Genomic DNA, 17,811 nt, shown 5'->3' with positions numbered 1-17,811 from the left:
CGGGGAGCCCATGCGCGAGATCGTCGTCTTCAGCGGCAGCGCCCACCGACCGTTCGCCTCGGCGGTCTGCGAGTCGCTCGGGGTCGAGCTGAGCGCGGTCGAGCTGACCCGCTTCAGCAACGACTGCCTCCAGGCGCAGCTGCAGGTCAACTGCCGCCAGCGCGACGTGTTCGTCATCCAGCCGCTGGTGCCGCCGACCCAGGAGCACCTCATGGAGCTGCTCCTGATGCTCGACGCCGCGCGCGGCGCCTCGGCGCAGCAGATCACCGCGGTGATCCCGTACTACTCCTACGCGCGCTCGGACAAGAAGGACGCCTCGCGGCTCTCGATCGGGGGACGCCTCGTCGCCGACCTGCTCGTCGCCGCCGGCGCCAACCGGGTCATCACGATGACCCTGCACGCCCCGCAGGTGCACGGCTTCTTCTCGGTGCCGGTCGACCACCTGACCGCGCTCGGCGTCCTCGCCGACCACTTCCAGGGCCAGGACCTCACCGACGCGGTCGTCGTCTCGCCCGACTTCGGCAACGCCAAGACGGCGACGCAGTTCTCCCGGCTGCTCGGCCTGCCCGTCGCTGCCGGCTCCAAGAAGCGGCTGGCCGACGACCAGGTCGTCATCGACGAGATCGTCGGCGACGTCGAGGGCCGGCGCGCGATCATCCTCGACGACGAGATCGCCACCGGCGGCTCGATCCTCGAGCTCCTCGAGCGGCTCTCGGAGCGCGGCTGCACCTCGGCGGCGGTCGCCTGCACCCACGGTCTCTTCGTCGGGAAGGCCATCGAGCGGCTCCGCGAGCACCCGATGATCACCGAGGTCGTCACCACCGACACCGTCCCGGCCCCCGAGGGCTGGCCGGAGCTGCAGGTCCGCTCGGTCGCGGGTCTCTTCGGTGCCGCCATCGAGCGCATCCACGCCGGCGAGTCGGTCAGCAGCCTCTTCGACGGCGTCGACCCCGCGCACGGCCCGCCGCAGCCGCGGCTCTTCGACTGACGGACCTCATCCGACCCCTGCGGCCGGCTCTGCCGCCGGCCAGTCAGTCGCCGAGGGTCGTCGGCGCGGCGCGGACCAGGTCGCCCGGCGCCACCGCGCCCTCGGTGTGGCCGACCAGGTCGGTGATGATGCCGCGGGCCGAGTCGAGGGTGCGGCGCACGTACTCGCGGACGGCGTCGGGGTCGTCGAGCTCGAGCGCGTAGAGGGCCGCGGTCAGACCCTGGACCACCGAGTCGTTGAGCTCGAGGGCGGCCTGGCGCCGCGTCTGCTCCTCGCGGACCCGGGCGGCGTGCGCCTCGCGCTCCTCCTCGGCGTGCACGCGGTCGGTGATGTCGATGCACGTGCCCCGCATCCGGATCGGCGTGCCGTTGTCGTCGGTGACGACCTGGCCGTTGGAGGAGAGGTAGCGGACCTCGCCGTCGCGCCGGACGATGCGCTCGATCATCTCGTAGGGCTCGCCGGTGGCGTACGCCGCCTGGTGGATCTCCTTGATCCGCTGCTGGTCGTCGGGATGGACCATCGAGAGGAACCGCTCGTAGTTCGGCTCGATCTCGCCGGGCTCGTAGCCGTAGATGCGGAATAGCTGGTCCGACCACGTGTTGGTGTCGGTCGCGATCTCCCAGTCGTAGTCGCCCATGTGCGCGAGCTGCTGGGCGTTGTCGATGCGCGCCTGCAGGTCGCGGAGCGCGCCCTCGGCGGCCGTCTTGTCGTCCAGCGCCTGCTCGAGACGCTGCTCCAGGAGGTCTGCCACCGTCCCACCTTGCTCCCGCGGGCACCCGTTTGTCTCGTCATCCGCAGAACCTCGGGGACGGCAGCGGGGCTGGGCCGCGGACGTGACGTGCGCGACGACACCGTGCGCGGGGGCACGACGCCGCCTACTGTTGCTGGTCGTGCCAGCCGTCGACGCCCCGATCGGGATCTTCGACTCCGGTTTCGGCGGTCTCACGGTGGCGCGGGCGGTCATCGACCAGCTCCCGCACGAGTCGGTGCACTACCTCGGCGACACCGCCCGCCAGCCGTACGGCGCCAAGCCGATCGCCGAGGTCCGCGAGTACGCCCTGGAGTGCCTCGACCACCTCTACGACCAGGGGGTCAAGGCGCTCGTCATCGCCTGCAACTCCGCGAGCGCGGCGATGCTGCGCGACGCCCGCGAGCGCTACGCCGTGCCCGTCGTAGAGGTGATCCTGCCCGCCACCCGCCGCGCGGTCGCGGCGAGCCGGAGCGGCCGGATCGGCGTCATCTGCACCCGCGCGACCAAGGAGTCGATGGCCTACGAGGACGCCTTCGCGGCCGCCCCGCACCTCGAGCTGACCACGCAGGCGTGCCCCCGCTTCGTCGACTTCGTCGAGTCGGGGGTGACCGGCGGCGACGAGCTGCTCGCGGTCGCGCACGAGTACCTCGACCCCCTGACCACCGCGGGCATCGACACGCTGATCCTCGGGTGCACGCACTACCCGCTGCTGACCGGCGTCATCTCCTACGTGATGGGCGACGACGTCACGCTGGTCAGCAGCGCCGAGGAGTGCGCCAAGGATGTCTACAAGATGCTCACCGGCACCGGGCTGATGCGTGAGTCGGGCGACCCGACGTACACCTTCGCCACGACGGGCGCCCCGGAGGAGTTCGAGACCATCGGGCGCCGGTTCCTCGGCGCCGAGATGATGGCGGCGAGCCAGTTCGCGGGCGGGCTCCAGTGACACCGGTGGCGCTCCGGTGAGGCTGACGGTCATCGGGTGTTCGGGCTCCTTCCCCGGCCCCGACTCGCCGGCATCGTGCTACCTGCTCGAGCAGGAGCACGAGGGCCGCGTGTGGCGGGTGCTGGTCGACCTCGGCAGCGGCGCCCTCGGCGCGCTCCAGCAGTACGTCGACCCGCTGACCGTCGACGCGGTGCTGCTCAGCCACCTGCACGCCGACCACTGCCTCGACCTGTGCGGGTTCTACGTCATGCGCAAGTACCACCCCGACGGCCCGCGCCCGATCCTGCCGGTCTGGGGGCCGAGCGGCACCGCCGGGCGGATGGCTCGCGCCTACGACCTCGACGAGGACCCGGGGATGACTGCCGAGTTCGACTTCCGGACCTGGACGCCGGGCGCCGAGGTGAGCATCGGGCCGTTCGCCGTGGAGGCCGTGCGGGTCGAGCACCCGGTCGAGGCCTACGGGCTGCGGGTGGCGGCGGGCGGCGCGCTGCTCGCCTACACCGGCGACTCCGCACGCTGCCCCGAGCTGGTCCGGGTGGCCACCGGCGCCGACCTGCTGCTCGCCGAGGCGTCGTTCCACCATGAGGCCGACAACCCGCCCGGCATCCACCTCACCGGCGCCGACTGCGGCGAGCTCGCCGGCGCCGCGGGAGTCGACCGGCTGGTGATCACGCACGTGCCGCCGTGGTTCGACCCCACCGACATGCTGACCGCGGCGCAGGGCGCTTGGGGCGGGCCGGCCGAGCTGGCGCGCGCGGGCGCGACCTACGAGCTCTAGGCAGTACGTCGGGTCAGACCAGCCCGGCGTCGTGGACGCAGATCGCGATCTGCACCCGGTTGGTCACCTGGAGCTTGTCGAAGAGCCGGGACACGTGCGCCTTCACCGTCGGCACCGAGAGGTGCAGGGTCCGGGCGATCTCGGCGTTGGTGAGACCGCGACCGACGGCGAGGGCGACCTCCTGCTCGCGCCCGGTGAGCACGGACAGCCGCAGCCGGGCGCTCTCGCCGCGGTCGTCCTCGGAGTCGTCACGGATGCGGGCGATGAGCGTCCGGGTCACCGACGGCGACAGCATCGGGTCGCCGTCGGCCACCGCCCGGATCGCCTCGAGGATCTGCGCCGGCGGGGTGTCCTTGAGGAGGAAGCCGTCGGCGCCCGCGGCCAGCGCGCCGACCACGTGCTCGTCGGCGTCGAAGGTGGTCAGCACGATCACGTGCGGCGGGTCGGGACGCTCGTGCAGGGCGCGGGTCGCCTCCAGGCCGCTCATCCGCGGCATCCGGATGTCCATGAGCACGACCGTCGGGTCCAGCTCGTCGACCAGCCGCAGCGCCGCGCGCCCGTCGGCCGCCTCGCCGACCACCTCGACGTCCGGCTGCCCGCCGAGCATCAGCGCGAGCGCGGAGCGCACGAGCGGGTCGTCGTCGACCACGAGCAGCCGGACCTTGGGGCTCATGCCGCCCACGGGATCCAGCCGTGCACGACGAACGTCGCGCCCTCGCGGCGCGCCTCGAGCCGGCCGCCGCGCAGCTCGGCCCGCTCGGCGAGGCCGACGAGTCCCAGCCCCGACCCCGGCGTCGCGCTGCCGAAGCCGAGCGGGTTGCGCATCACGACGTCGAGACCGGCGTCCGGCGAGCCGGTCAGCTCGACGGTGAGCAGCGACCCGGGTGCGTGCTTGCGGGCGTTGGTGATGCCCTCCTGGACGATCCGGTAGACGGTGCGCCCGACCGCCTCGGGCACCTGGTCGGGCGCCGCGACCCGGTCGTCGACCGTGACGCTGAGCCCGCCCTGGCGCGCCTCGGCGATCAGCAGGCCCAGGTCGGCGTACGTCGGCTGCGGGGCGAGGGCGGGCTCGCCGTCCGGCCCGCGCAGCACGCCGAGCACGCCGCGCAGGTCGGTGAGCGCCTCGTGCGCCTTCTCGCGGATCACGCTGGCGCTCGCGTGCACCTGCTCGGGCGTGAGGTCCTCGCGGAACGCGAGCGCCCCGGCGTGCATCGAGACCTGCGAGATCCGGTGGGCGAGCACGTCGTGCATCTCGCGGGCGATCCGGGCGCGCTCGTTGGCGCGGGCCTGGGCGACGCGCTGCTCCTGCTCCGACTCGGCGCGCTCGGCGCGGTTCTTGAGGGTCCAGATCAGCTCGCGTCGCGAGCCGATGTACATGCCCCAGCCGAGGATCGCCGCGGTGGCGATGACGGTGACGGACAGGTCGAGCCACCACGGGTCGTCGGTCTCCCCGGGCTGGGAGACGGCGAAGAACATCGCGCCAACGAACGCCGCCGAGCCGGACAGCGCGATCTCGCGCCAGCGCCGGCGGGTGGCGACCGAGGCGAGGGCCAGCACGGCCGGGCCGCTGGAGGTGCCGGAGACGGCGGCGCACAGGTTGGTGATGACGGCGATCGTGACCGGCCACCGGCGCCGGAAGAAGACCAGCACGTAGGAGAGCACGCCGAGGCTGACGTCGACCACCCAGAGCCACTCGGCCTGGTCGTCGACGATCGGGAGCCAGCCGGCACAGCTGATCAGCAGCATCGCCACGAGGCGCCAGCCGTGGCCCCACGTGCTGACCCGAGGCTGGTAGGCCTCGGCCGCAGGGCGCTCGCAGTCCTCTCGCACGGTCTCAGGCTAGGCCGACCACAGCCGACGGGCAGCGGCCCCGGGTCGTGGACAGCCCCTACTTTCGTCGGGTCGACGCCATGACATTTTGCCGATGCACGGCCCGGGGCGGTTACGGCAGGCTGCACGCATGATCAAAGTCGAAGGACTCACTCGGAAGTACGGCGCCTTCACCGCCGTCGACGACGTCAGCTTCGTCTGCCAGCCCGGTCGGGTGACCGGGTTCCTGGGCCCCAACGGTGCCGGCAAGACGACCACGATGCGCGTCATGGTCGGCCTCACCCCGCCCACGCAGGGCCGGGTCACGATCGGAGGCCACCTCTACAAGGACATCCCCAACCCGGGCCGGCACGTCGGCGTCCTGCTCGACGCCTCGGCCCAGCACGCCGGCCGCACCGGCCGCGAGATCCTCACCATCGGCGCCCAGACCATGGGCCTCCCGCTCTCCCGCGTCGACGAGATGCTCGACCTCGTCTCCCTCGACCGGACCGAGGCCACGCGCCGGCTGCGCAACTACTCCCTCGGCATGAAGCAGCGGCTCGGTATCGCCCACGCCCTGCTCGGCGACCCGTCGGTGCTCATCCTCGACGAGCCGGCCAACGGCCTCGACCCGGCCGGCATCCGCTGGATGCGCGGCCTGCTGAAGTCCTACGCCGACCGCGGCGGCACGGTGCTGCTCTCGAGCCACCTGCTCAACGAGGTCGAGCAGATCGCCGACGAGATGATCCTCATCGGCCGCGGCAGGATCGTCGCCGAGGGCACCAAGGACCAGCTGCTGGCGGGTGCCGAGCACAAGACCTCGCTCGTGACCGCCCTCGACAACGAGCTGCTCAGCAAGGCGCTGCAGGAGAAGGGCATCACCGCCACGCCGGCCGGCAGCGGCCTGCGGGTCGACGCGCCGCCGGTCGAGGTCGGGCGCACCTCGGTCGAGCACGGCATCGTGCTCACCGACCTACGCGCCGCCGACGGCGGCCTCGAGGAGCTGTTCCTGACCCTCACCGAAGACAGCCAGCGGGACGAGCTCCCCGGCCAGCCCACCACCGCTCCCGAAGGGACCGCCGCATGAGCGCCACCGCCGCCCCCACCGCCATCGACTTCTCCTCGACCCAGCACGTCCCGATGTCCCGGCTCGCCCGCGTCGAGATCCGCAAGGCCCTCGACACCCGGGCCGGCCGCTGGCTGATCATCGGGATCCTCGGTCTCGTCGTCCTCATCGAGGTGATCTACTCCTTCGCTGCCGACAACAGCGACAAGAACCTCCAGGACTACATCCAGATCCCGGGCTTCACGCTCGGCTACTTCCTCCCGATCGTGATCATCATGCTGGTCACCAGCGAGGCCAGCCAGCGCAACGGCCTGGTGACCTTCACGCTCGAACCGAGACGGTCGCGGATCGTGCTCGCGAAGTTCATCGCCGGGGTGACGCTGGCCCTCAGCGTGATGGTTCTGGCCGTGATCCTGGCCGTGCTCGGCACCCTGCTGGGCATCGCCACCGGCGGCGACGTGTCGTGGCACCTCGACGGCGGGCTCGTGTTCTACGCCCTGTTCCTGTCCAACATGATCGGCATCTTCATCGGCTTCGCGCTGTCGATGCTGATCATGAACACGGCAGGCGCGATCGTCGCCTACTTCGCCTACACGCTGATCCTGCCCAGCGCCGTCGGCATCCTGAGCGCGATCAGCGACACGTTCGAGAAGATCGGTCCCTGGATCGAGTTCAACACCGCCCAGTCGCCGCTGGTGTCGAGTCCCTACTCGCCGACGGGTGAGGAGTGGGCGCAGATCGTCGTCGCGGGCGCGATCTGGCTGGTCCTGCCCCTGGTGCTCGGCATCGGGAGGCTGCTGCGCATCGAGTTCAAGTAGGTCGGTCGCGGGCGCGCGGTACCTGACCTCTGAGGCTCGGGTTCAGCCGATGCCCTTCTCGGCGTCCGGGCCCACGTGCACGCCGGACAGGAACTGCAGCATGGTCTCGCGGGTCCACCCGGCGTCGGTGGGGTACTGGATGAGCACCATGCCGCGCGGCTCGTCGCGCCGCGTGCGGGTCATGATCGTGGCGACATTGTCCTCGCCGTTCGAGACCCAGAAGGTCCGGCCGTCGTGGTCGATCTTCTCGCCGAAGGGCGGGTTGCCGTCGAACATGATCACGAGCTTCCCGACGAACGACGCCGGCTCCTGGTCGGGGAAGCCGACGGGCGCGATCGTCACCCCCTGCGGGTAGGCGCCCTGCACCTCCCAGCCCACGGGGGTCTGGTCGAAGGTGTAGGGGCCGGCCTCGAACGGCTGGGCGAGGAACGAGATGCCGGTGACCTTCTGGAGGGTCGGACTGCTGTCCGCGGCAAGACTGCTGCCGGGCTCGAGGGCGCGCGTGACTCCGATCCCCATCGCGCCGGCGGCGGCGACGCCGACGAGGCCGACGGCACCGCGGCGTCGCCGCGTGCGTGACAGCGCCCGGTGGCCGCGGGCGAGGTCGGCCCGGGCGTCGACGGGCGCGGTGGCCGGACCGGCGGCCCGGTCGAGGAGGACGTTGAGGTCGTTCATGCGGGCTCCCTGTTCGAGGCGGTGACGGTGATGGCGGGTTCGAGGACGGCGCGGAGGTTGGCGAGCGCCTTGGCGTTCTGCGACTTCACGGTGCCGGTCGTGCAGCCGAGCATCCGGGCGGTCTCGGCGACGTCGAGGTCGAGGAAGTGGCGGAGCACGACGACCGCCCGCTGTCGGGGGGCGAGCGTGGCGAGCGCGGCCAGCACGGTGTGGGCGAGGTCGTGGTCACCGTCGAGGGTGGCGGAGTCGAAGACCTGCTCGGTCGGCGTCTCGCGGCGCGAGTAGGCGCGGCGCTGCTCGTCGACGAAGGCGTGGGTGAGGCTGGTCCGCGCGTAGCCCACCGGGTTGCCGGCGCGGCGGACGCGCGGCCAGTGGACGTAGAGGCGGGTCAGGGTGGTCTGCACGAGGTCCTCGGCCGAGGCGTCGTCGCCGGCGGTCAGCAGCCGCGCCATCCGCAGCAGCGCGGTGCGCTGCGCGGTGACGAAGTCGACGAACTCCGCGTCTCGCTCGCTCGATCGGTTGCTCGGCATCGGTCTCCTCTCACCCATCCTGACGGGTGCGAGCCGCTCCGGGGTTGCCTGTCACTACTGTCTCTCGCATGACGCGCGCAGACGGACGGGCCGACGACCAGCTCCGACAGGTCACGATCACCCGCAACTGGCTCGACCACGCCGCGGGGTCGGTGCTGGTGGAGTTCGGCCGCACCCGCGTGCTGTGCGCCGCCTCGGCCGCCGAGGGCGTGCCGCGCTGGCGCAAGGGCTCGGGGCTGGGCTGGGTGACCGCGGAGTACGCCATGCTGCCCGCGTCGACCAACACCCGCTCGGACCGCGAGTCGGTCAAGGGCCGGATCGGCGGCCGCACCCACGAGATCAGCCGGCTGATCGGCCGCTCGCTGCGCGCGGTCATCGACTACCAGGCGCTCGGCGAGAACACCATCCAGCTCGACTGCGACGTCCTGCAGGCCGACGGCGGCACCCGGACCGCGTCGATCACCGGGGCCTACGTCGCCCTGGCCGACGCCGTCGCCCACCTGCGCGGCGAGGGCCTGCTCGCGGGGGAGCCGCTGACCGGGTCGGTGGCGGCCGTCTCGGTCGGCATCATCGACGGCACCCCGCGGCTCGACCTCCCCTACGAGGAGGACGTGCGGGCGGAGACCGACATGAACATCGTGATGACCGGCAGCGGCTCGTTCGTCGAGGTGCAGGGCACCGCCGAGGGGGCGGCGTTCTCGCGCGCCGAGCTGGACGCGCTCCTGGCGCTGGGCGAGAAGGGCTGCGCCGACCTGACGAGGCTGCAGCAGGAGGCGCTGGCCTCGTGACGCCGCGCGTCTTCCTGGCCTCTCGCAACGCCAAGAAGTTGGCGGAGATGGAGCGGATCCTGCGCGAGCACCTGACGTCGGTGGACGTGCTTGGCCTCGACGACGTGCCGGCGTACGACGAGCCGGTCGAGGACCAGCCGACGTTCGAGGGCAACGCCCTGCTCAAGGCGCGCGCCGGGCTCGCAGCGACCGGGCTGCCCTCGATCGCCGACGACTCCGGGCTCTGCGTCGACGCGCTCAACGGCATGCCGGGCGTGCTGTCTGCGCGCTGGTCGGGTCCTCCCAAGTCTGACGACCGCAACAACGAGCTCCTGCTGGCCCAGCTGGCCGACGTGCCCGACGAGCGGCGCGGCGCGCACTTCACCTGCGCGGTCGCGTTCTGCGCGCCCGGGCTCGACGAGGTCGTGGTGGAGGGCCGGATGGACGGGCGGATCATCCACGAGACCCGCGGCAGCGGCGGGTTCGGCTACGACGTGGTGTTCGTCGCCGACGAGCACCCCGGCCCCACGACGGCCGAGCTGTCGGTCGAGGAGAAGGACGCGATCAGCCACCGTGGCAAGGCGCTGCGCGAGCTCGCGCCGCAGGTGGCGCGGCTGCTCCGGTCGGGCTGAGCGGCCTGCGCCGGTGCCGAAGGCGGGAGTCGAACCCGCACGCCCGAAGGCACACGGACCTAAACCGTGCGTGTCTGCCAGTTCCACCACTCCGGCGAGTGCGCCTCGCAGGCTAGACGATCGAGAGGCCACCCGGCTCGCGGCCGGTGAGCAGCCGGAGCAGGATCGCGCCCTCGCCGCGCCGCGCGGCGACCTCGGTGGCGATCGACAGCGCCTCGGAGAGCGCGGCGGCCGGGGGAGTCCACCGGACCGGCAGCGCGGCGGCGATGTCGAGGCAGTGGACGACCAGCTCGAAGCTGCGGGTGGGGAGGTAGTCGTGCAGCCGCATGCCGCCGGCGTACGTCGTGACCAGCTGGTCGGGGTCGGCGCCGGCGAGGTCGTCGATGGCCGCGTCGCGCAGGCGGCGGACGGTGCCCGCCGGGTCGTCGCCGAGGAGCGCCCCCGCCTCGACGCCCCGCTGCGTGACGCCGGGGTCGGCCGCGGCCTCGGCGAGGCCGGCGACGTAGTCGGCAGCGGTCTCGACGTCGACCGCGGAGGCGGGCTTGCGGAGGTACTCCGACACGGTCACCAGCGAGCGGGCGGTGTGACCGACCAGCGCGCGCAGGTCCCACTCCCCGAGGCCGGGGCCGGGCAGGTCGGCGGGGAGGCCGGCGACCAGGTCGACGAACGACGCGGCCGCCTCGCGATAGGTGGCCGTCCAGTCCTCAGGCGGCAAGTCCGAGGTCCCTGCGCAGCTTGGCGACGTGGCCGGTGGCCTTCACGGCGTACTGGGCGAGCTCGATCCTGCCCTCCTCGTCGACCACGAACGTCGACCGGATCACGCCCTCGACCTCCTTGCCGTAGAGCTTCTTCAGGCCGTAGGCGCCGTAGGACCTCATCACCGACTTGTCGGGGTCGGACAGCAGCGTGATCGTCAGCGAGTCGCGCTCGCGGAACTTCGCGAGCTTCTCCAGCTTGTCGGGAGAGATGCCGAGCACGGCGTAGCCGGCCGCCTTGAGCGAGTCGAGGGAGTCGGTGAAGTCGCACGCCTGCTTGGTGCAGCCCGGGGTCATCGCCGCCGGGTAGAAGTAGACGATCACCTTCTGGCCGCGCAGGTCCTTCAGCGACACCGAGGCACCGGTGTCGTCGGTGAGGGTGAAGTCGGGGGCAGCGTCGCCGGCGGTCAGTCGATCAGCGGTGGGGCGGTCGGTCACGAGATCAGGTCCTGTCCACGTCCGATGGGGCGCTGTTGCGAATCACTTGCAACAACGTAGGGTAAGCGTCACTCGGGATTGATGCTCCCAACCTAGACCAGCGCGAGGAGACAGCGGATGCACGTGCCGGACGGCTTCCTGGACGCGCCGACGTCGGTCGCGACGGGTGTCGTCGCCGCCGCCGCGGTGGGGGTGGCGCTCAGGGGGGCGCGGCGTGAGCTCGACGACCGCACGGCGCCGCTCGCGGGCCTGGTGGCGGCGTTCGTCTTCGCGACCCAGATGCTCAACTTCCCAGTCGCGTCCGGCACCAGCGGTCACCTCCTCGGCGGTGCGCTGGCGGCGGTGCTGGTCGGCCCGTTCACCGGGCTGCTCTGCATGGCGACGGTGTTCCTCGTGCAGTGCCTGCTCTTCGCCGACGGCGGCATCACGGCGCTCGGCACCAACATCGACCTGATGGGGGTGCTCACCGTGGCGGTCGGCTGGTCGGTCTTCAAGGCGCTCCAGCTGGTGCTGCCCAAGCGGCTCTCGATGGTCGCTCCCGCCGCGGGCGTCGCGGCCCTGGTCTCGGTGCCGGCCGCGGCCCTCGGCTTCGTCGGGCTCTACGCCGTCGGCGGCACGGCCGACCTCTCCCTCGACCACCTCGCCACCGCGATGGTGGGCGTGCACCTCCTGATCGGGATCGGGGAGGCGGCGATCACGACCCTGGCGGTCGGCAGCATCGTCGCCGTGCGACCCGACCTCGTGCACGGCGCGCGGCGGGTGCTGGAGACCCGTGAGCTCGTCGTGCGGGCGCCCGCGCAGGCCCAGGCATGAGGACCAGGACGCTCGCGGTCGTCGTCCTCCTCGTCGCGCTCGTGCTGGCCGGCGTCGTGAGCCGGTTCGCCAGCAGCGACCCCGACGGTCTGACCAAGGTCTCGGAAAACCACGGCTTCGCCGGCACCGGGACCACCCACCACAGCGTGCTCGGGGGCTACGACAGCCTGAGCGGTGTGATCGGGGTGCTGCTCGTGCTGGCCCTCGCAGGCGGACTCACCTACGCGCTGCGCCGGCGCCGGCGCGACGACGAGCGGGTCTGAGGTGGGCAGCCCGCACGGGCACAAGCTGCACTTCCACGGCCACTCACCGATCCACCGGGCGCCTGCCCACCTGAAGATCCTGGCGCTGCTCGCCTTCGTGCTCGTCGTGGTCGCGACGCCCAAGCACTGGTTCGCGGCGTACGCCGTGCACCTGGCCGTCGTCGTGGCGGTCGTCGCGATCTCCCGGGTGCCGCCGACCTACCTCCTCAAGCGGATGGTCGTCGAGGTGCCCTTCGTGGTCTTCGCCGTCCTGCTGCCGTTCGTGGCCCACGGCCCGCAGACCGAGGTGCTCGGCGTCAGCGTCAGCGAGTCGGGCCTGCTCAGCGCCTGGGCACTGCTCGCCAAGGGCACCCTCGGTGTCCTCGCGAGCCTGACCCTCGCCGCGACCACCGAGCCGCAGCAGCTGCTGCTCGGTCTCGAGCGGCTGCGGCTGCCGAACCTGCTCGTGCAGATCATGGGCTTCATGGTCCGCTACCTCGACGTGGTGACCACCGAGATGCACCGGATGAGGATCGCGCGTGAGTCGCGCGGGTTCACCGCCCGCAACCCGCGGCACTGGCCGGTGCTCGCCAAGAGCGCCGGCGCCCTCTTCATCCGGTCCTACGAGCGGGGCGAGCGCGTCCACCTCGCGATGCTCAGCCGCGGCTACACCGGCAGGATGCCGCGCTCGTGACCACGCCGGTTCTCGACGTCCGCGGGCTCGCGTTCGCCTACCCCGACGGCCACCAGGCGCTCTACGGCGTCGACCTGCACGTCCACCGGGGCGAGCGGGTCGCGCTGCTCGGCCCCAACGGCGCCGGCAAGACCACCCTGGTGCTGCACCTCAACGGCATCCTCACCGCCGGCGCCGGCAGCGTGGCCGTCAGCGGGCTGCCGGTGACCAAGGAGAACGTGCCGGAGATCCGGCGCCGGGTCGGCATCGTGTTCCAGGACCCCGACGACCAGCTCTTCATGGGCACCGTCCGTCAGGACGTCGGCTTCGGCCCGGCGAACCTCGGGCTCCGGGGCGACGAGCTGGAGGCCCGCGTGCAGTCGGCGTTGGAGCTGGTCGGCATGGCGGAGTACGCCGACCGCCCGCCACACCACCTCTCCTTCGGCCAGCGCCGCCGGGTCGCTGTCGCGACCGTGCTGGCCATGGAGCCGGAGATCCTCGTCCTCGACGAGCCGTCCAGCAACCTCGACCCCGCCTCGCGCCGCGAGCTCGCCGACATCCTGCGTTCCCTCGACGTGACCGTGCTGATGGTGACCCACGACCTGCCCTACGCCCTCGAGCTGTGCCCGCGGGCCGTGGTGCTCAGCGACGGGCAGGTGGTGGCCGACGGTGCGACGTACGACGTGCTCACCGACGACGCGCTGATGCGGGCCCACCGCCTCGAGCTGCCCTTCGGGTTCGACCCCCGCACCGTCGGCGTCCCGCCGGTCACCGGTTGATAGCCTCGCCGTCGTGGCCAAAGGCAAGGCGGAGCAAGGACCCTCGGGGCTCGAGCGCGAGATCGAGGAGACCCGGGAGCGCCTCGCCGGCACCATCGACGAGCTCCTCTACCGCTCGCACCCCCGGACGATCGTCAGCCGGGAGGTCTCCCAGGTGAAGGCGTTCTTCGTCGACCCGGTCACCGGCGAGCCGCGCACGGAGAACGTCCTCAAGGTGGCCGCAGGAGTCGTGGGCACGATCGTCGTGTTCGCCCTCATCCGAAGGGTCACCCGCTGAGCAGGAAGACGCCCGACAAGGCCCCGATCCGGATGCTCCACGACCGGATCCTTGTCGAGGTCGACCACGAGGCCGGCGAGCGGCGTTCGTCGGGCGGCATCGTGATCCCGGCGACCGCCGCGATGGGAGCGCGCCGGCTCGCCTGGTCGCGGGTCGTCGCCGTCGGCCCCCACGCACGCAGCGTCGAGACGGGTGACCGGGTGCTGTTCGACCCCGAGGACAAGGCCGAGGTCGAGGTGAACGCCGAGACCTACGTGCTGATGCGCGAGCGCGACGTGCACGCGATCGCCGCCGAGCGGCTCGAGGGCGACGGCGAGTCCACCGGGCTCTACCTGTAACCACGCCCCGGCGTGCGCCGGGTCAGGACGAGCGTCGTAGCCCGCAGACCGCAGGACCTTCGAGCACCTCACCGCCCTCGTCGAAGCGAGACCCGTGCAGCGGGCAGTCCCAGCTGCGCTCCGCGTCGTTCCAGCGGACGATCCCGCCCAGGTGGGTGCAGACCCGGCTGAGCCCGTCCTGGCGCACCGAGCCCGTCGCGGCCGCCTCGACCCATCCGCGCGTCATCTCCAGGCCGACCTCGCCGTTGAGGAGGGCGGCCGTGCCGAGGCCGGTCACCTCGTGGCGGCTCCAGGTGCGGAACGCCTCCGCCCAGGGCATGTGCCCGCCGAGCAGCTCACCGCTGAGCACCAGGCTCGCGGCGACGGCGTTGGTCATGCCCCACTTCGAGTAGCCGCCGGCGACCAGGACGTCGGACCGACCGGGCAGGACCGGGCCGGCGAAGGGCAGCTCGTGGTGCGGCTCGTAGTCCTGCGCGGACCAGGCGTGCGTCTCGACCGCCTCGGGCCAGTGCTCGAGCGTCCACTGCCGCAGCTCCTCGAGCCGCTGGGAGGTGTCGACCCGCGCCCCGACCTTGTGCCCGTTGCCGCCGACCAGCAGGAGCGACCCGTCGCCGTCGGGGGTGTCGCGCAGCGAGCGGGAGGGCTGGTCGACGGAGAGGTACATGGCGTCCACGGCCTGGGTCGGCGTGCGGTAGGCCAGGCCGTAGGACCGCTGCGGCTTCATCCGCGCGAAGAACCCGCCCCGGTCGACCATCGGCATGTTCGTGGCGACCACGACCTTGTCGGCCTGCACCACGCCGGCCGCCGTGGTCAGCCGCACGGGGTCGGAGCCGCGGACCTTGGTGACCCGGGTGTGCTCGACGAGGCGCACACCGTGCGCGGCGGCCTCGAGCGTCAGCGCGTCGAGGAGCTCCAGCGGGTCGACCTGCAGCTGGTCCGGCAGGCGTACGCCGCCACGCGTCGCGAAGGGGAGCGGGAGCTCCTCGTCCCAGACGGCCGGCAGACCGGCCTTCCGGGCGACCTCCAGCTCGCGGCGGACGGTCTGCTCGCCCTGCTCGCCGTGGGCGTAGCTGACGGCGTCGCGGCGCTGGATCGGGACCTCGTGCTCGACGCAGAAGCGACCGAGCCACGCCAGCCCCTCACGCTGCGCCTCGACGTAGTGCTCCACCACCGACGACGCGTGCTTGTGGGAGATCGTCGACAGCCTGCTGCCCTGGAGGCAGCTGATCTTGGCGGTGGACCGGCCGGTGGTGCCGAACCCGACGGTCCCGGCCTCCAGGACCACGACCGAGCGCCCGGCGCGCGCGAGCAGGAGGGCCGTGGTGAGCCCGGTCAGCCCGGCACCGACCACCGCCACGTCGTAGTGCCCGCCGAGGTCGGCGTCCGTCGTCGCCGGGCGGGTGCGGGGGTGCCGGTCCTGCCACAGAGAGGTGAGGGTCATGGCCCGCCGGTGCCCGACTAGCGGTCCGGCAAGCACACCCGCATCGACTGCGCCGCGAGCCTCCACCCGCGAGGGGGTCAGGGGACGGTCGGCTGGCCCAACGGCGTGGCGACCGCCACGACGGACCGCTGGTAGGTCGCGCCGTCCCAGGCCTCCGCGGAGAGCATCACCAGGCGGCCGGCTCCGCCGTCCTGCTTGAACAGCTGCACACCGACGCGCTCCAGCCTGGCCGGGTCGAAGGTGCGCACCGAGCTCACCTCGTAGCGCATCGTGCCCTCCTTGGTCAGGAGCTCGACGAAGTCGCCCTTGCCGAGGTCGGCGATCTGCGTCAGCCCGCCGCCGTCGGCACCCGCGTGCGCGACCAGGATCGTCTGGCCGTGCGGGGCGCCGGCCTTGGCGCTGCCGTCCCACCAGCCGACCAGGGGGGCGTCGTCCGGCGGCGTCTCGAGCAGCTGCCGCGGCTCCACGGCCGTGCTGACCAGCGGGGCGACGAGCTCGACCCCCGAGAGACCCGCGACCGCGAGGCGCACCGGCTCGGCCGGCGTGAGGTCGGTGTACGTCGACTGCCCGGCCGCGTCGCGACCGCGGTCGCCGAGCTCGAACCACGAGCCGGGCACGCTCAGCGCGACAGCCACCAGGAGCCCGAAGGCGCTGAGCACCGCCGAGAAGCGGCCGAAGCCGGTGGCGAACCGCTGGAACGGCGCCGGGCCGGCCGACGTGGCGATGCTGGACACGACGGCACAACGCCGGCGCGGCGCCGGGAGTTACGCCGCTGGGGTGCTCGCTAGCCCCTGGGCGGCACTGCTCCCGCGGCGGGGACCAGGCCGAGCTCGCCGTCCGCGGCGTCGGCGAGGTGCCCGCTCGTCGGCTGCTCGAAGGTCCTCGGGATCCGCAGCGCTGCGAGGGAGGCCAGCGCCATCACCGCGCCGAGGACCACGAACCCGATCTCGTAGCCGCGCTCGGCCGGGAAGCCGGAGGCGCCCACGTGCGCGGTGAGGATGCCGGCCATCACCGCGGAGCCGATCGAGCCGCCGATGGTGCGGATGTTGGCGTTCATCCCGCTGGCCACGCCGGTCTGCTCGGGCGGCACCGACGCCACCACCACGCCGGCGAGGCTGGAGAAGACCAGGCCGGACCCGATCCCCTGGACCGTCGTCGCGGCGTACAGCTGCCAGGTGTGGTCGTGGAAGAGCCCGACGGAGACGAACGCCGCGCCGGTGACGACCAGCCCGACGGTGATCACCAGCCGGGCGCCCACCGCGCGGATCAGGGTCGAGGTGGTGAACCCGACGAGGAAGCTGGCGACCGCCGAGGGCAGCAGCAGGTGCCCCGACTCCGAGATCGACGCGTCGAAGCCGTAGCCGGCCTCGCGAGGCGTCTGGAGCAGCTGCGGGAGGAAGCCGAACGACGCGAACATCCCGAAGCCCACGCAGCCGGCGACGACGTTGGACGTCCACACCCCGCGGCGCCTCATCATGTGCATGTCGATCAGCGGCACCGGCACCCGCACCTCCACCGCGACCCACGCCGCGGCCAGCACCGCTGCGACCGCGAACAGGCCGAGCACCGTGGCCGACGTCCAGCCCCAGTGGTTGCCCTCGCTCAGGCCGAGCAGCAGCGTCACCAGCCAGCCGGTCAGCAGCACCGCCGGCAGGACCGGCAGCCGGGCGGGCGTGCGCACCGGTGACTCGGGGACGAAGAGCAGGGCCGCCTCCGCGGCGACCAGCGTGACCGCCATCGGCAGCCAGAAGAGCCCGCGGTAGCCGAGCGAGTCCACGATCGGCCCGGCCACCACGATGCCGACACCGAAGCCGACCGCGGTGAGCGACGCGATGACGCTGAGCGCCATCGTCATCCGCTCGCGGAACTCGTCGCGGATGATCCCGAACGACAGCGGCAGCACGCCGCCGCCGACGCCCTGCAGGGCCCGCGCCGCGATCAGCCAGCCGATGCTGGGGGCCAGCGCGGCGGCCAGCGAGCCCAGCGAGAGGACGACGAGCGCGATCACCAGCATCCGGACCTTGCCGACCACGTCGCCGAGCCGTCCGAGGAGCGGGGTGCAGATGGAGGCCGAGAGCAGGTAGGCGGTGAGCACCCACGTCACCGTCGTCTGAGAGGTCTCGAACTCGACCTGGATCGTGGCCAGCACCGGCACGATCAGCGACTGCAGGAGCGCGAACGACGACGCGGCGACCGCGAGCACGGCGAAGGTGATCTCGCGGCGGCCACGCAGCCGGCTCAGCAGTGATGGTTGCATCGGGCAACCAGCATCGCAGACCACCGCCACCCGGTTCT

Annotated in this window: 23 protein-coding genes and 1 tRNA gene; 13 read left to right on the top strand and 11 right to left on the bottom strand. The window is 72.4% G+C overall.

Annotated elements, in window-relative coordinates; all coding sequences use genetic code 11:
• Positions 1–10 precede the first annotated feature (10 nt).
• Entirely contained in the window at positions 11–988 is a 978-nt protein-coding gene (locus G514_RS0116195) for a ribose-phosphate diphosphokinase (RefSeq protein ID WP_028652601.1), read from the top strand.
• 43 nt (positions 989–1,031) lie between these two features.
• On the opposite strand, the gene G514_RS27220 is transcribed toward G514_RS0116195, so the two are convergent.
• Positions 1,032–1,739 carry a PAS domain-containing protein gene (locus G514_RS27220; RefSeq protein ID WP_051247548.1) on the bottom strand — a complete coding sequence of 236 codons (708 nt, stop codon included), beginning with the start codon at positions 1,737–1,739 and terminating at the stop codon, positions 1,032–1,034.
• A 139-nt stretch (positions 1,740–1,878) separates the two neighbouring features.
• Between G514_RS27220 and murI the strand changes: the two genes are divergently transcribed.
• The gene (murI, locus tag G514_RS0116185) at positions 1,879–2,685 is read left to right on the top strand and encodes a glutamate racemase (protein ID WP_211222161.1); all 807 of its coding nucleotides are present in this window, start codon (positions 1,879–1,881) and stop codon (positions 2,683–2,685) included.
• 16 nt (positions 2,686–2,701) lie between these two features.
• Entirely contained in the window at positions 2,702–3,463 is a 762-nt protein-coding gene (locus G514_RS0116180; RefSeq protein ID WP_028652599.1) for an MBL fold metallo-hydrolase, read from the top strand.
• Between the two features lie 13 nt (positions 3,464–3,476).
• On the opposite strand, the gene G514_RS0116175 is transcribed toward G514_RS0116180, so the two are convergent.
• A complete protein-coding gene (locus G514_RS0116175) occupies positions 3,477–4,136 on the bottom strand; it encodes a response regulator (protein ID WP_028652598.1) in 660 nt (219 codons plus the stop codon).
• Positions 4,133–5,293, bottom strand: a complete 1,161-nt coding sequence (locus tag G514_RS0116170) for a sensor histidine kinase (protein WP_028652597.1) — start codon at positions 5,291–5,293, stop codon at positions 4,133–4,135. Before G514_RS0116170 ends, G514_RS0116175 begins: the two co-directional genes overlap by 4 nt.
• A gap of 130 nt (positions 5,294–5,423) precedes the next feature.
• Here G514_RS0116170 and G514_RS0116165 point away from each other — a divergent pair, with 130 nt between their 5' ends.
• A complete protein-coding gene (locus G514_RS0116165) occupies positions 5,424–6,359 on the top strand; it encodes an ABC transporter ATP-binding protein (protein WP_028652596.1) in 936 nt (311 codons plus the stop codon).
• Entirely contained in the window at positions 6,356–7,156 is an 801-nt protein-coding gene (locus tag G514_RS0116160) for an ABC transporter permease (RefSeq protein ID WP_028652595.1), read from the top strand. Before G514_RS0116165 ends, G514_RS0116160 begins: the two co-directional genes overlap by 4 nt.
• A 42-nt stretch (positions 7,157–7,198) precedes the next feature.
• Here the strand turns inward: G514_RS0116160 and G514_RS0116155 are convergent, their stop codons facing one another.
• Both G514_RS0116155 and G514_RS0116150 read right to left on the bottom strand, forming a co-directional pair.
• Positions 7,199–7,831 carry a hypothetical protein gene (locus G514_RS0116155; RefSeq protein ID WP_028652594.1) on the bottom strand — a complete coding sequence of 211 codons (633 nt, stop codon included), beginning with the start codon at positions 7,829–7,831 and terminating at the stop codon, positions 7,199–7,201.
• Positions 7,828–8,361: a SigE family RNA polymerase sigma factor gene (locus tag G514_RS0116150; protein ID WP_028652593.1), complete on the bottom strand. Its 534-nt coding sequence runs from the start codon at positions 8,359–8,361 to the stop codon at positions 7,828–7,830. The genes G514_RS0116155 and G514_RS0116150 overlap by 4 nt, the downstream gene beginning before the upstream one ends.
• 68 nt (positions 8,362–8,429) lie before the next feature.
• Between G514_RS0116150 and rph the strand changes: the two genes are divergently transcribed.
• On the top strand, positions 8,430–9,149 hold the full coding sequence (rph, locus tag G514_RS0116145) for a ribonuclease PH (protein ID WP_028652592.1): 720 nt from the start codon (positions 8,430–8,432) through the stop codon (positions 9,147–9,149).
• Positions 9,146–9,760 carry an RdgB/HAM1 family non-canonical purine NTP pyrophosphatase gene (gene rdgB / locus G514_RS0116140; protein WP_028652591.1) on the top strand — a complete coding sequence of 205 codons (615 nt, stop codon included), beginning with the start codon at positions 9,146–9,148 and terminating at the stop codon, positions 9,758–9,760. Before rph ends, rdgB begins: the two co-directional genes overlap by 4 nt.
• A gap of 14 nt (positions 9,761–9,774) precedes the next feature.
• On the opposite strand, the gene G514_RS0116135 is transcribed toward rdgB, so the two are convergent.
• The 3 genes from G514_RS0116135 to bcp all read right to left on the bottom strand — a co-directional run bounded on the left by G514_RS0116135 (position 9,775) and on the right by bcp (position 10,953).
• Positions 9,775–9,856: transfer RNA gene (locus G514_RS0116135), tRNA-Leu, on the bottom strand.
• Positions 9,857–9,872: 16 nt separating this feature from the next.
• The gene (locus tag G514_RS0116130; protein ID WP_028652590.1) at positions 9,873–10,475 is read right to left on the bottom strand and encodes a maleylpyruvate isomerase N-terminal domain-containing protein; all 603 of its coding nucleotides are present in this window, start codon (positions 10,473–10,475) and stop codon (positions 9,873–9,875) included.
• Entirely contained in the window at positions 10,465–10,953 is a 489-nt protein-coding gene (gene bcp, locus G514_RS0116125; RefSeq protein WP_028652589.1) for a thioredoxin-dependent thiol peroxidase, read from the bottom strand. Before bcp ends, G514_RS0116130 begins: the two co-directional genes overlap by 11 nt.
• Positions 10,954–11,070: 117 nt before the next feature.
• Here bcp and G514_RS0116120 point away from each other — a divergent pair, with 117 nt between their 5' ends.
• The 6 genes from G514_RS0116120 to G514_RS0116095 are packed head-to-tail and all read left to right on the top strand — an operon-like array spanning position 11,071 to position 14,075.
• Positions 11,071–11,766 carry an energy-coupling factor ABC transporter permease gene (locus G514_RS0116120; RefSeq protein WP_028652588.1) on the top strand — a complete coding sequence of 232 codons (696 nt, stop codon included), beginning with the start codon at positions 11,071–11,073 and terminating at the stop codon, positions 11,764–11,766.
• Positions 11,763–12,029 carry a PDGLE domain-containing protein gene (locus tag G514_RS30740; protein WP_028652587.1) on the top strand — a complete coding sequence of 89 codons (267 nt, stop codon included), beginning with the start codon at positions 11,763–11,765 and terminating at the stop codon, positions 12,027–12,029. The genes G514_RS0116120 and G514_RS30740 overlap by 4 nt, the downstream gene beginning before the upstream one ends.
• Position 12,030: 1 nt before the next feature.
• Entirely contained in the window at positions 12,031–12,702 is a 672-nt protein-coding gene (cbiQ, locus tag G514_RS27215) for a cobalt ECF transporter T component CbiQ (protein WP_036565048.1), read from the top strand.
• Positions 12,699–13,460, top strand: a complete 762-nt coding sequence (locus G514_RS0116105) for an energy-coupling factor ABC transporter ATP-binding protein (protein WP_028652586.1) — start codon at positions 12,699–12,701, stop codon at positions 13,458–13,460. Before cbiQ ends, G514_RS0116105 begins: the two co-directional genes overlap by 4 nt.
• 13 nt (positions 13,461–13,473) lie before the next feature.
• The gene (locus tag G514_RS0116100; protein ID WP_028652585.1) at positions 13,474–13,737 is read left to right on the top strand and encodes a DUF3618 domain-containing protein; all 264 of its coding nucleotides are present in this window, start codon (positions 13,474–13,476) and stop codon (positions 13,735–13,737) included.
• 32 nt (positions 13,738–13,769) lie between these two features.
• The gene (locus G514_RS0116095; protein WP_051247547.1) at positions 13,770–14,075 is read left to right on the top strand and encodes a GroES family chaperonin; all 306 of its coding nucleotides are present in this window, start codon (positions 13,770–13,772) and stop codon (positions 14,073–14,075) included.
• A gap of 22 nt (positions 14,076–14,097) precedes the next feature.
• Here the strand turns inward: G514_RS0116095 and G514_RS0116090 are convergent, their stop codons facing one another.
• The 3 genes from G514_RS0116090 to G514_RS0116080 form a co-directional block, all read right to left on the bottom strand.
• On the bottom strand, positions 14,098–15,516 hold the full coding sequence (locus tag G514_RS0116090) for an FAD-dependent oxidoreductase (RefSeq protein ID WP_036565045.1): 1,419 nt from the start codon (positions 15,514–15,516) through the stop codon (positions 14,098–14,100).
• A gap of 77 nt (positions 15,517–15,593) precedes the next feature.
• Positions 15,594–16,250, bottom strand: coding sequence for a class F sortase (locus tag G514_RS29380; RefSeq protein WP_051247546.1), 657 nt, complete (start codon positions 16,248–16,250; stop codon positions 15,594–15,596).
• Between the two features lie 50 nt (positions 16,251–16,300).
• Entirely contained in the window at positions 16,301–17,773 is a 1,473-nt protein-coding gene (locus G514_RS0116080) for an MFS transporter (RefSeq protein WP_051247545.1), read from the bottom strand.
• Between the last annotated feature and the right edge of the window lie 38 nt (positions 17,774–17,811).

The sequence above is a fragment of the Nocardioides halotolerans DSM 19273 genome, from assembly GCF_000422805.1.
Classification (GTDB): Bacteria; Actinomycetota; Actinomycetes; order Propionibacteriales; family Nocardioidaceae; genus Nocardioides; species Nocardioides halotolerans.
This window is presented reverse-complemented; position numbering and strand designations above follow the sequence as displayed.